This window comes from Roseiarcus sp., from assembly GCF_049514155.1.
Classification (GTDB): Bacteria; Pseudomonadota; Alphaproteobacteria; order Rhizobiales; family Beijerinckiaceae; genus Roseiarcus.
Window position 1 is genome coordinate 1 of sequence record NZ_JBEKVH010000122.1, and the last position, 12,334, is coordinate 12,334.

Annotated in this window: 12 protein-coding genes; 4 read left to right on the forward strand and 8 right to left on the reverse strand. The window is 69.6% G+C overall.

Going from position 1 to position 12,334, the window contains the following annotated elements:
• Positions 1-149: 149 nt before the first annotated feature.
• Genes ABSF49_RS15790 through ABSF49_RS15805 form a run of 4 tightly spaced genes read right to left on the reverse strand, consistent with a single transcriptional unit; the run spans position 150 to position 5,089 of the window.
• Positions 150-668 (reverse strand): hypothetical protein, encoded by a 519-nt coding sequence (locus ABSF49_RS15790; protein WP_424113609.1) that lies wholly within the window; start codon positions 666-668, stop codon positions 150-152.
• On the reverse strand, positions 661-3,555 hold the full coding sequence (locus ABSF49_RS15795; RefSeq protein WP_424113610.1) for a 2Fe-2S iron-sulfur cluster-binding protein: 2,895 nt from the start codon (positions 3,553-3,555) through the stop codon (positions 661-663). Before ABSF49_RS15795 ends, ABSF49_RS15790 begins: the two co-directional genes overlap by 8 nt.
• Positions 3,552-3,821, reverse strand: a complete 270-nt coding sequence (locus ABSF49_RS15800; RefSeq protein WP_424113611.1) for a sarcosine oxidase subunit delta — start codon at positions 3,819-3,821, stop codon at positions 3,552-3,554. Before ABSF49_RS15800 ends, ABSF49_RS15795 begins: the two co-directional genes overlap by 4 nt.
• 14 nt (positions 3,822-3,835) lie before the next feature.
• Complete coding sequence (locus tag ABSF49_RS15805; RefSeq protein WP_424113612.1) at positions 3,836-5,089, reverse strand: sarcosine oxidase subunit beta family protein; 1,254 nt, start codon at positions 5,087-5,089, stop codon at positions 3,836-3,838.
• A 339-nt stretch (positions 5,090-5,428) separates the two neighbouring features.
• On the opposite strand from ABSF49_RS15805, the gene atzD reads away from it, so the two are divergent.
• The 4 genes from atzD (at position 5,429) to ABSF49_RS15825 (ending at position 9,867) form a co-directional block, all read left to right on the forward strand.
• On the forward strand, positions 5,429-6,538 hold the full coding sequence (gene atzD, locus ABSF49_RS15810; protein ID WP_424113613.1) for a cyanuric acid amidohydrolase: 1,110 nt from the start codon (positions 5,429-5,431) through the stop codon (positions 6,536-6,538).
• 293 nt (positions 6,539-6,831) lie between these two features.
• The gene (locus ABSF49_RS15815; RefSeq protein WP_424113614.1) at positions 6,832-7,995 is read left to right on the forward strand and encodes a COG1470 family protein; all 1,164 of its coding nucleotides are present in this window, start codon (positions 6,832-6,834) and stop codon (positions 7,993-7,995) included.
• A complete protein-coding gene (locus ABSF49_RS15820) occupies positions 7,992-8,927 on the forward strand; it encodes an ABC transporter ATP-binding protein (RefSeq protein ID WP_424113615.1) in 936 nt (311 codons plus the stop codon). Before ABSF49_RS15815 ends, ABSF49_RS15820 begins: the two co-directional genes overlap by 4 nt.
• Positions 8,917-9,867 (forward strand): ABC transporter permease, encoded by a 951-nt coding sequence (locus ABSF49_RS15825; protein WP_424113616.1) that lies wholly within the window; start codon positions 8,917-8,919, stop codon positions 9,865-9,867. The genes ABSF49_RS15820 and ABSF49_RS15825 overlap by 11 nt, the downstream gene beginning before the upstream one ends.
• Positions 9,868-9,883: 16 nt before the next feature.
• On the opposite strand, the gene obgE is transcribed toward ABSF49_RS15825, so the two are convergent.
• The 4 genes from obgE to rplU form a co-directional block, all read right to left on the reverse strand.
• Positions 9,884-10,960 (reverse strand): GTPase ObgE, encoded by a 1,077-nt coding sequence (gene obgE / locus ABSF49_RS15830; protein ID WP_424113617.1) that lies wholly within the window; start codon positions 10,958-10,960, stop codon positions 9,884-9,886.
• On the reverse strand, positions 10,947-11,564 hold the full coding sequence (locus tag ABSF49_RS15835; protein ID WP_424113618.1) for a GNAT family N-acetyltransferase: 618 nt from the start codon (positions 11,562-11,564) through the stop codon (positions 10,947-10,949). The genes obgE and ABSF49_RS15835 overlap by 14 nt, the downstream gene beginning before the upstream one ends.
• Before the next feature lie 205 nt (positions 11,565-11,769).
• Positions 11,770-12,036 (reverse strand): 50S ribosomal protein L27, encoded by a 267-nt coding sequence (gene rpmA, locus ABSF49_RS15840; RefSeq protein WP_424113620.1) that lies wholly within the window; start codon positions 12,034-12,036, stop codon positions 11,770-11,772.
• Positions 12,037-12,139: 103 nt separating this feature from the next.
• The coding region (rplU, locus tag ABSF49_RS15845; RefSeq protein ID WP_424113619.1) for a 50S ribosomal protein L21 at positions 12,140-12,334 on the reverse strand (195 nt) is incomplete at its 5' end.

Consider the following 12,334-nt stretch of genomic DNA (forward strand, 5'->3'; position numbering starts at 1 on the left):
TCTTCGCGAGCGTCAATTGACATCGATGCCTCCAGAGTGAGTGGGTTCACAGCCTCAGTCTGGCGACAGAATCGGCCGCTATCCACCTCCCATGGAATCTTCGCTTCGCTCGCAATGACGGATACGATTCGACTTCGACGCATCTCGCTCTAAGCGAGCCGCATCCACTCGGCGAGGGCGCCGGCGAACGGCCGCTCCACATGCAGGCGCAGAACGTCGGGGCGTTCGCGCCGGTACGCGAGGCAGGACAGACCGGCGAACAGCAGCGCCGCCGAAGGCGAGGCGTCGGCGAAATCGAGCGTCGTCGCCTTCGACACGAGATCCGTCAACCCCGGCCCTTCGAGATCGAGCACGACGAAGGCGTCGTCGACGCGGGTGACGGCGGTCGCGCTTTCGGCGTCCCAGCCTTCGGCCAGCGCGATCGCCTGTTCCGAGACGACCAGCGAGCGGTCGCGCGCGATCGCGACCGCGTAGCTCGGCCCGGTTGCGACGCCGGAGAACCCGACCGGCGCGGCGATGGCGGCGAGGCGACCGACGCCGAAGCGCTGCGGACCGCTCAGCAGCGCCTGCGACAGGCCGGCGACGACCCTCACGGCGACGCCGCGGGCCGCGAACTGCGCCTGCCCCTCGGCGGGCGCCGGGGTCCAGAAACGGCCGCGATCAAGCATGGAGCCGCTCCCCCTTGGGATCGAACGCACACGCCGGCGCGATGCGCGCCGTCAAGCGCCGTCCGAGGTGCTGCAACGTGATCGTCTCGCCGATCCGCGCCGCGCCGCGTTCGACCAGGCCGAGGGCGATCGGCCGCCGAAGAGTCGGGCTGGCGTAGCTCGAGGTGACGAAGCCGGTCGAGCGCGGGCGCGACCCCGCAAGGTCGACGACATGGGCGCCGCAGGGCAGCGGCTCGCGCCCTTGCGTCGGCTCGAAGCCGACCCATTGGCGCCGATCCGGCGCGCTGGCGACTTCGGTGAACAGCGACCGCTTGCCGATGAAGTCGCCGGCGCGTCTCTCGCGCGGGCCGGCGAAACCGAGGTCGTGCGGCATCGTCGCGCCATCGGTGTCCTTGCCGACGACGAAGTAACCCTTCTCGGCGCGCAGGACCATCAGCGCCTCGACGCCGAGGAGGCCGACGCCGAGATCGCGTCCGGCTTCGAGGAGGCGGTCGAGCAGCGCCTCGGCCCGCGCCGCGCGCACGGAGATTTCGTACGAGCGATCGCCGGTGAAGCTGACGCGCGCCGCGCGCGCCGCATCTCCGGCGAACCGCCCTTCCGCAAGCGCCATATGCGGCAGCGCCGCATCGGCGAGGTCGACGCCGAGCTCGAGCCGTTCGACCAGCTGGCGCGACAGCGGGCCGGAAACGGTCAGCGTCGTCCAATGCGCGGTGGCGTTGTGGACGTAGACGCGCGACGGATCGAACTGATCCTGCCGCCAGTCCTCCAGCCGAGCGTGGACGGCCGCGACATGCGAAGTCGAGCAGGAGACGACGAAGCGCTGCGCGTCCAGACGGGCGATGACGCCGTCGTCGAAGACGACGCCGTTTTCCTGCAACAGCAAGCCGTAGCGGATTCGCCCCGGCTGCAGATTGGACATCGTCATGTAGCTGTTGAAGTCGAGGAAGGCGGCCGCGTCCGGGCCGATCACCTCGATCTTGCCGAGCGGCGTGCCGTCGAAGATCGCCACGGCGTCGCGCGCGAGGCGAATTTCGCGCGCGATCGCCTCGGCCTTCGCCTCGGCCGCGCCGTAGAAGGCGGGGCGCAGCCAGCCGCCGTAATCGTCGAAGACCGCGCCATGTGTGCGGTGACGCGCTTCCAACGGCAGGCGGCGAACCGGGTTGAGCAATGCGCCACGGCGCATGCCCGCCAGCGCCGGCATCGGCACGGGGGTGAACGGCGGACGGTAGGTCGTCGTTCCGACCGCCGCGATTTCGCGGTGGGTGGCGAGCGCCAGCGTTGCCGCGCCGTTGACGGAGGACGTCTTGCCCTGGTCGGTCGCCATGCCGAGCGTGGTGTAGCGCTTGACGTGCTCGATCGAGAGATAGGATTCGCGCGCGGCGAGGGCGACGTCCTTCACCGTCATGTCGCTCTGCAAATCGACCCAGGCCCGCCCGCTCGCTTTCACCTCCGGCCAGACGGGCGCGGCGGCGAGCGCGTCCTCGCGTTCATTAAGCGCGCTCCTGGCGGCGCCGTCGCCGCGCAACGCGGCGATGGCGGCGCGACCCTGCGCCAGCGCGCCGGCGAGCGAGAAGACGCCGTTGGCGGCGCCGACGACGGTGAGCCCCTCCACCGCGGCGCCGGGAACGAAGGCGAGCAGCCGCTCGTCCCAGACGGCGCGACCCTTGGCCTGGCAATAGAGCTGGACGGTTGGGTCGAAGCCGCCGGAGACCAGTAGCGCGTCCGCTTCGATCGTCGCGCCGCCGGCGAGACGAGCCGCGCGGACGGCGCCGCGGCCCTCGGCGCGCGCCACGCGTTCGCCGCGCCGCACTTCGACGCCCGCCGCCGCAGCCGCCGCCATGCCCGCCGCGGCCTCGCGGCAATCAACGATCGTCACCGCCGCGCCCGCTTCGCGCAGCGCGACGGCGGCCGCATAGGCGCTGTCGTTGTTGGCGGCGACGACGACGCGTTCGCCGATCCGCACGCCATATTGCTTGAGATAGGCGAGCCCGGCCTCGGCCGAGAGAATCCCCGGCCGATCGTTGTGGTCGAACAGCAGCGGCCGTTCGATCGCGCCGGCGGCGACGACGATATGGCGCGGCCGAATGCGCCAGAGCGTATCGGCGCCGTCCGTCGTTCCGCGCTGGAACGCGCAAACGAGGTTGTGGTCGTAAACGCCGTAGGCGGTGGCGTTGGCCAGGAATGCCCCGCCAGCGGCTTCGATCGCGGCGGCCGTTTCGGCGATCCAGGCGCTCGCTGCAGCGCCGTCCGGCGCGCCGCCGCGATAGAGCAGGCTGCCGCCCGGCGCGGGCCGGTCGTCGACGACGAGCACGCCCATGCCGGCCTCCGCCGCCGCGCGCGCCGCCGCCAGGCCGCTTGGGCCCGCGCCGACGACCAGAACCTCGCAGCGCCGATTGCGCGGCGCGACCGGGGCCGCTGGCTTCCATTGCGGATCGATGCGGCCGAGGCCGGCCATGGCGCGGATCGCCGGCTCAAAGACTTTCCAGCTCGGCCACATGAAGGTCTTGTAGTAGAAGCCGGAGGGCATGAAGCGCGCGAAGGCGTCGAAGACAGCGAACCGGTCGCGCTCGGCGTCGGGCGCGGCGTTGATCGACCGCGCCGCCAGCGCGACGCCCTCTTCGAGGAACGTCGTGGTCGCGCGGGCGTTCGGCTCGCGACGGCCGTCGCGCGTGAGGTCGACGAAGGCGTTGGGCTCCTCGACCCAATGTCCCCAGATTCCGCGCGGGCGGTGGGTCTTGAAGCTGCGGCCGACGACGGCGACCCCGGCGCCCAGCAGCGCCGAAGCGAGCGTGTCGCCGGCGTAGCCGAGATAAGCGCGTCCATCGAACGAGAAGGGAATCGGGCGGGCGCGATCGATCGCGCCGCCGGTCGCCAGGCGGCGGCTCATGGGGCGCTCTCCTTGCGCAGCGAGACGCCCGCGTAAACGACGTGGGTGACGTTGTCGCGCTCCATGCGGAACGTTTCGCCGCAGGGTATATGGCCCCAGATTTCGGCGACGCGCCCTTTGCGGTTGCGCTGGAAATAGAGATAGCGCGTCCAATCCGCGATCGAAGCGTCGGCGCCGCCGGCGGGGCGAAGCCTGTCGGCCTCGCCGAGGAAGCGAAACTCCGTCTCGTCGCGCGTTCCGCAGAAGGGGCAGGGGAAGCGTTGCATCGGATGACCGCCCTCTAATGCGCGATGCCGGAGCCGGCCGCTTCGTCGATCAATGCGCCGCGCGCGAAGCGGTCGAGATCGAACGGCCGGCTGATCGGATGGTGCTCGCCCTTGGCGATGAGATGGGCGAGCAGCCAGCCGCCGGCGGGAATGGCCTTGAAGCCGCCGGTGCCCCAGCCGCAATCGAGGAACAGGCCGGGCACGGGCGAGGGCCCGATCAGCGGCGAGCTGTCCGGCACGACGTCGACGATTCCGGCCCACTGCCGCATCAGCTTGAGCTGGCCGAGGCCGGGAAAGGCGTCGAGAAGTCCGGCGACGACGAATTCGTGCACGGGCGGATTGCCGCGTTGGGCGAACGAAGTGACACGGTCGATGCCGCCGCCGAAGACGCACTCGCCCTTGTCCGATTGGCTGACGTAGGTTCCGGTTCCCAGCGTCAGAACGACCGTGTCGAGCACCGGCTTGACCGGTTCGCTGACCATCGCCTGCAGGGTGAAGACGCGCATGGGCAGCTCGAATCCGGCTTTGGCGGCGAGCGTCGCCGAATGGGAGGCGGCGGCGAGCCCGACCCGCTCGGCGCGGATCGTCCCTTCGGCGGTGATCACCCCCTTGCAGACGCCGCCCTCGATCAGGAAGTCCTCGACCGCGCAGTTCTGGATGATGTCGACGCCGAGCGCGTCGGCGGCGCGCGCGTAGCCCCAGGCGACGCCGTCGTGCCGCGCGGTGCCGCCGCGCTTGTGCCAGACGCCGCCGAACACGGGATAGCGCGCCTGCGGGTCGAAGTTCATCGCCGGGGCGACGCGCCGAACCTGTTCGGGGCCGAACAGCTCGGCGTCGACGCCGTTGATCTGCATGGCGTTGGCGAGACGCGCGCAGATCTCCATCTCGGCGTCGGAATGGGCGACGTTGATGATGCCGCGCTGGGACAGCATGATGTTGTAGTTGAGGTCGCGGCTCAGCCCCTCGTAGAGACGCAGCGCGAGATCGTAGAGCGCGACGCTCTCGGGGTAGAAATAGTTCGAGCGCACCACCGTGGTGTTGCGGCCGGTGTTGCCGCCGCCGAGCCAGCCCTTCTCCAGCACCGCGACCCTGCGCACGCCGTGCAGCTTGGCGAGGTAATAGGCGGCGGCGAGCCCGTGTCCGCCGCCGCCGATGATCACGGCGTCATAGGCGGGCTGCGGCCGGGGGCAACGCCAAACCGGCCGCCAGCCGGAATGACCGCGCAAGCCTTCGACGGCCAAGGCGAGGGCGGAATAGCGCTTCGACATCGTCCCTCGCGGGTTCGCCAGTCTGCGTGTCGTCTCGCCGCGCGGCGGCTGCGCCGTCGCCGCTCCACGGACCGGCCGCTCGAGAGATCCCCGTCCTCACAGGCGAAGACCTGCATAACGCCGTCGCCGGATATGGCAAGGGTTCAGGCGCCGCACCCATGACGCGGGCGCGCTTTCGCGCGCTTCGTCGGCGCTGCCGCCGGTCCGGTCGCCCTGAGGGCTGCGGGCGGTCCGGCTTGACGCAATCCTGTCCGTCCGTTCAATTCGCCGATGCGCCGGCGGCGGCGCCGTCGGGCTCGCAGAGCGCTGATTCGTCTCGAGGTCGAGCGGAGTGGCTGAATGACCAAACGGCCAATCCATGTGAATGTCTTTCGTATCCCGACCAAGGGGCCCGGCGACGTTTCGGGGCTCATGGAACTGATCGACAGCGGCAAAGTCGCGCCGTCGGAGATCGTCGCCGTGCTCGGCAAGACCGAAGGCAACGGCGGCGTGAACGATTTCACGCGCGAATATGCGGTCGCGGCGCTGCGGCAAGCGCTCGCGCCGCATCTCGGCCTGGCGCCGCGAGCGGTCGAAGACAGAATCGCCTTCGTGATGTCGGGGGGCACGGAGGGCGTGCTGAGCCCGCACATCACGGTGTTTGCGCGGGGCTCGAGCGCGAGCGGCGCCGAAGCGACGACAGGCGGCAAGCGGCTCAGCATCGGCGTCGCCCATACGCGCGACCTTCTGCCGGAAGAAATCGGTCGGGCGGCGCAGATCGAAGAAACGGCGAAAGCGGTCCGTCTGGCGATGCGGGACGCGGATATCGACGACCCTGACGACGTGCATTTCGTGCAGATCAAATGCCCGTTGCTGACCAGCGAGCGGGTCGAGGCCGCCGGCCGCCGCGGGCGCAAGACGATCACTGCGAGCGGCTACGCCTCGATGGGTTATTCGCGCGGCGCTTCGGCGCTCGGCGTCGCCTTGGCGCTGGGCGAGCTCGAACGCGTCGACGAAGACCAGGTGTTGAAGGACTGGCGCTCGTTTTCCTCGGTCGCTTCATCCTCTGCTGGCATCGAACTGATGCACAACGTCGTCATCGCGATGGGCAATTCAGCGCGGTCGGCCAGCCCGTTCGTCATCGGTCACGCGGTGATGCGCGACGCGATCGATCTCCCCGCCGTGCTACGGGCGCTCGAGAGCGTCGGCCTCGCGCCTGCCGACGCCGCGATGGATCCGCGGCTGGTCAACGTTTTCGCCAAGGCGGAGGCGTCGCCCGACGGCGCCGTGCGCGGCTTTCGCCACACGATGCTCGACGATACCGACATCAGCTCGACGCGCCACGCGCGCGCGGCGGTTGGCGGGTTGATCAGCGGCGTCGCCGGCGCGGGCGTCGTCTATGTTTCAGGCGGGGCCGAGCACCAGGGGCCGCCCGGCGGCGGACCGATCGCCGTCATCGCTCGCGCGTGATCACGGCGAACGGCGCCGCCGCGCAAATCGACCGATCGCCTCGTCGGCGACTTGGTCGCCGCGGCCGTTCCGATGATCGTCTCGCGCGACAGGATTCAACGCGCGACAGGATTCGCGGACGCGCGAACGCCGATCCGCCGCGGCGCGGCGCCGCCAATCTTGCGCTAAACGTCTGGAATGAGACGGGAAAGCGGACCTTTTTGGTCAAAATTCCGTCCCAATTTTTCCTCTCATTTGCGCGCCCCTGCGGGGGGTGATACGTCGCGCGGCGTTTGTGAGGCAGGAGGCGAAGCATGCGCTTGAGCGCGCTGATTGGTTTGGCCCTCAGTCTGGTCTCGGTCGCCGCCCTGGCCAAGGACGCCAGCCCCGACAGCGTCAAGGGACTCTACCTCGCCACCGACTTTCCCGCCCTGACGATCCGCGCCGGCGAAGAAGCCGATCTCCCGCTGACCATCTACAACTACGGACTGCCGCCGCAGCGCACCGCGCTCACGGTCGCCGACGCGCCGCCGGGCTGGAAAGCCGAGATCGAAGGTTCGGGCAAGCCGGTCGGCGCCGCCTTCGTCGATTACGACGGCAAGGCGACCCTCACGCTCAAGCTGACGATCCCCGAGACCGAGAAGCCGGGCCCCTATCAGCTCACCCTGAACGCGGAAGGCGACACGGCGAAGTCGTCGTTGCCGATCGCCATCACGCTTGCGCCGCCGCTTGCCGCCAAGCTGACGGCGACGCCGAAATTCCCGACGTTGAGCGGCGCCGCGCGGACCAGCTTCGATTTCGTCGTCTCGGTGAAGAACGAGGGCGCGAACGACATGACCGTCGTGCTGAAGACGGATGCGCCGGAAGGCTACACGGAGAGCTACAAGGAGCAATATGGCACGCAGGACATCACCAGCCTGCTGATCAAGGCCAGCGAGAGCAAGGACATCACCGTTTCGGTGAAGCCCAATCCGAGCGCCCCGTCGGGTCAGGTTCCGGTGACCTTCGAGGCGATCGGCGACAAGGTCAGCGCCAGCGCCACGCTGACGCTCGACATCGGCGGACTGCCGGCGATGACGATCAGCGGCCCCGACGACCGCCTGAGCGGCGAGGCCTACGCCGGCCAGGAGCGCTCGATCCCGCTGACGATCGCCAACATCGGCTCGGCGCCGGTGGTCGACGTCGGCATGAGCGCGACGCCGCCGCAGGGCTGGAAAGTCGTGTTCGATCCCAAGCGGCTGCCGCCCATTCCGGTCGGCGGCCAGCAGAAGGTCAACGTGCTGCTGACGCCCGGCGCCCAGGCGATCGCCGGCGACTATCTGCTCAACGTCAGCGCCGTCGGCGACGGCGTGGATCAGAACGTCAGCTATCGCGTCACCGTGCTGACCTCGACGCTGTGGGGCGTCGCCGGCATCGGCGTCATTTTGGTCGCGCTGCTGGTGCTGGTGGGCGCGGTCGGCCGGTTCGGCAGGCGATGAGCCAACCGATCATTCGCGCCGAGGCGCTGACCAAGCGCTACGGCTCCGCGCTCGCGGTCGACGGCCTCGATCTCACCGTCGAAGCGGGCGAGGTGTTCGGCCTGCTCGGGCCGAACGGCGCCGGCAAGACGACGACGATCCTGATGCTGCTCGGCCTCACCGAGCCGACCTCCGGCCGCGCAATCGTCGCCGGCTTCGACCCGCTGCGCCAGCCGCTCGAGGTCAAGCGCCGCGTCGGCTACATGCCGGATTCGGTCGGCTTCTACGACCACCTCAGCGGCGTCGCCAACATGCGCTACACCGCCGCGCTGTGCGGGATGAAGCCCGCCGACGCCGACGCGCGCATCGAGGCGGCGCTGAAACGCGTGCGGCTCGAGGCGGCGGGCGGCAAGCCGGTGCGCGCCTATTCGCGCGGCATGCGCCAGCGTCTGGCGATCGCCGAGATCCTGATGAAGGGCGCGGCGGTCGCGATCCTCGACGAGCCGACCGGGGGTCTCGATCCGCAGTCGACGCACGAGTTCCTCGAGCTGATCCATTCGCTGAAGCAGGAGGGCATGACCATCCTGCTGTCGTCGCACCTGCTCGATCTCGTCCAGTCGATTTGCGACCGCGTCGCTCTGTTTCATCGCGGCCGCATCGGCCTGACGGGCCGGGTCGACGACCTTCTCAGCGACGTGCTCGGCGGAACCCAGGTGATCCGGATCGAAGCGCGCGGCGTCGGGCTCGCGGACGCAATTCGCCGCGTTGCCGGCGTCACCCGGGTGAGCGAGGCGACGAACGGATTCCGCGTCGAAGCGAGCGGCGACGCGCGCGCCGCGGCAGCGCGGGCGATCGTCGAGGCGGGCGGCGAGCTGATGAGCATCGAGGCCGGCCACGCCAGCCTCGAGGAGGTCTACACCCGCTATTTCGAGGGGGTGCGCGATGCGGCGTGACGGCTTCGCCCTCGCCGGCGCCGGCGTGGTGATGATGAAGGAGTTGGCCGACAACCTCTCCAGCGTGCGCATGCGGCTGTTGGAGGGGTTGGTGTTCATCGCCGGCGCCGGCGCGGTTTACGCGACGATCGGCGAAGTGCGCAGCGTCGTCAGCGAGGACCCGTTCGTCTTTCTGCGCCTGTTCACCACGCCCAAGGCGCCGCTGCCTTCGTTTGTCGCCTTTCTCGGCTTCCTCATCCCGATCGTCGCGATCGCGCTCGGCTTCGACAGCGTCAACAGCGAGTTCAACCACCGTACGATGAGCCGCTTGCTGGCGCAGCCGATCTATCGCGACGCGCTGCTGTTCGGAAAGTTCCTCGCCGGCCTGGCGACGCTGGCGATAACGCTGACGGCGCTGTGGCTGTTCGTCATCGGCCTTGGCGTGCTGCTGCTTGGCCTGCCGCCGAGCGGCGAGGAGACGTTGCGCAGCTTCACATTCCTGTTGGTGGCGATCGCCTACAGCGGCGTGTGGCTCGCGTTGGCGCTGCTGTTCTCGGTGGCGTTCCGCTCTGCGGCGACGGCGGCGCTGGCGGCGCTGTCGGTCTGGCTGCTGTTCGCCTTCTTCTGGTCGATGCTGGTGTCGCTGATCGCGCCGATCGTCGCGCCGGCCGACTCCGACGACTTGATGTCGCTGCTGCACAACGCCAACGTCACCGAGGCGCTGTCGCGCCTGTCGCCCAACACCCTGTTCGCCGAGACGGCGCTGGCGACGCTCAACCCGTCGACCCGGTCGCTGGGCGTCGTGCTGTCGTCGCAGCTCCAGGGCGCGATCTCGGCGCCGCTGCCGTTCGCTGAGAGCGTGGCGCTGATCTGGCCGCAGGTGACCGGCCTCATCGCCGCAGCGATCGGCCTGTTCACCATCGCCTATGTCGCGTTCCAGCGGCAGGAGGTGCGCGCCTGAGGCGCGCCCTTGTCGCTCAAGCGGTCCAGGCCGGCGCCGGCGCGGCCTGCGTCGTCTCGTGCGTGCGCGCCGAGTCGATCACGGCGAGCGCGGCGCGCAGGGCCTCGGCGATTCCGCGATGGGCGACGGCGGAGAGTTCGAGCGGCGGCGCGCGGCGCGCGCCGGCGGCGAGCGACGGACCGTGGCTGCGCATCGCGCGCTTCAGCCGTTCGCGCTGAACTTTGAGCGTCTCCTCGTCGACCGCGTCGATCTTCGACAGGGCGACGATCTCCGGCTTTTCGGCGAGGCCGCCGCCATAGGCGGCGAGCTCGCCGCGGATGATTCGATAGGCGGCGCCGGCGTGCTCGCCCGACGCGTCGACGAGATGGATCAGCGCGCGGCAGCGCTCGACATGGCCGAGAAAGCGGTCGCCGAGACCTTGGCCTTCATGCGCGCCTTCGATCAGGCCGGGAATGTCGGCGAGAACGAAGTCGCGCTCGTCGATCCTGACCACGCCGAGATTGGGGTGGAGGGTGGTGAAGGGATAGTCGGCGATCTTCGGCCGCGCCGCCGAGACCGCGGCGAGGAAGGTCGACTTGCCGGCGTTGGGCAGGCCGATCAAGCCGGCGTCGGCGATCAGTTTCAGCCGCAGGACGATCGTGCGCTCGACGCCAGCCTGGCCGGGATTGGCGCGGCGCGGCGCCTGATTGGTCGCGGTGGTGAAATGGGCGTTGCCAAATCCGCCGTTGCCGCCCTTGGCGATGACGACCCGTTCGCCGGTCGCCTTGAGGTCGGCGAGCGGCCTCTCCATGTCTTCTTCGTCGTAGACCTGCGTGCCCTCCGGCACTCTTAAGACCGCGTCGGCGCCACGGCCGCCGGCGCGGTTCTTGCCCATGCCGTGCATGCCGGTCTTGGCCTTGAAGTGCTGCTGGTAGCGGAAGTCGATCAGCGTATTGAGACCGCTCGCGCATTCGACGACGACGTCGCCGCCGCGGCCGCCGTCGCCGCCGTCGGGCCCGCCGAACTCGATGAACTTCTCGCGGCGGAACGACACGCAGCCGGCCCCGCCGTCGCCGGAGCGGACGTAGACGCGGGCCTGATCAAGGAACTTCATGGAGATCCGTCACGGTCGGGCGCGCGACAAGGCCGCCGCGGCGCGCGCTCCAGGCGGCGCGCGACAGCGCGAAGCGGTCGCAGGGGACAAGCCCGCCGCGCGCCGGCGCGCCCTCGAGCCCCGAACCGACGAAGGCGAAGCCCGTCTTCTCCAGCACCCGGCGCGAAGCGGGATTGTCGACGTGGTTGCTGGCGACGACTTCGACCGCGTCGGTCAAGCTGAGACCAGAGTCGATGATCGCCTCGACCGCCTCGCTCGCCAGGCCCTTGCCCCAGGCCTCGGGCGCGAGCGCGTAGCCGAGCGTGAGGCGCCCCTGGGCGCGGCCTTCGAGGCTGATCGCGCCGAGCACTTCGCGCATGTCGCGCAGCGGAGTCAGCACCAGGGTCAGGTCGCGCCCCGACGCGTTGCCTTCGCGTGCGGCGAAGATGAAACGCTCGGCGGAGCCCGGCGGGTAGGGGTGGGGAATGCGGGCGGTGCGCTCAGCGACTTCCCGACGGCTGCAATAGCGCTCGATCGCCGCCGCATCTGCGGCCCGCGGCCAGCGCAGCCACAGCCGCGCGGTCTCCAGGCGGAAGACATCGTCTCGGGCAAGATCGGGGAACATTTCCACTCCGGACCAGCGAGGGGCGCGCCGCGGCGGGCCCCGAAACGACGAAGGGAACGCGGCGATCCGCATCCCCTTCATAAGCGCTTGGCTTACCGGACTTGCTGGAAGGGCGCCTTTTTGGGCCTTCCTATCTCGGGGGCGTCTCGAGATCGTCCGCGGGGGCTTTTCGCCACAGCGGGGGATCTCGTCTGGCCCCCGCCGTTTATTCGGCCGCTTTTTGCGCGACCACCGTTACGTATTGACGACCTTCTTCTTTACATTCGAAGGTCACGGCGCCGGCGGCGATCGCGAAAAGCGTGTGATCCGTGCCCATGCCGACGTTGCGGCCGGCGTGGAACTTCGTGCCGCGTTGGCGCACGATAATCATGCCCGGAGCGACCTGCTCGCCGCCGAACTTCTTCACGCCGAGTCGGCGACCGTCCGAATCGCGGCCGTTGCGCGACGAACCGCCTGCTTTCTTGTGAGCCATATTGATCCGCTCCAAAACCGACGCGGCGCGCGCAGCGCTTGCCGGCCGGGTGTATAATGCAATTGCGGCGCCAAGGAAAGCCTCGGCGCGCGGGTTTTTCGCCTCAAGCGGCCGGCGCGGCCTTGGCCCCGGCCGGCACGATCTGGATGATCTTGACGATCGTCAGGTCCTGCTTGTGGCCGTGCTTGCGGCGCGAATTCTTGCGGCGGCGCTTCTTGAAGGCGATGACCTTCGGACCGCGCGCCTGCTCGACGATTTCGCCCAGCACGCGGGCGCCGGCGACATTGGGCGAGCCGAC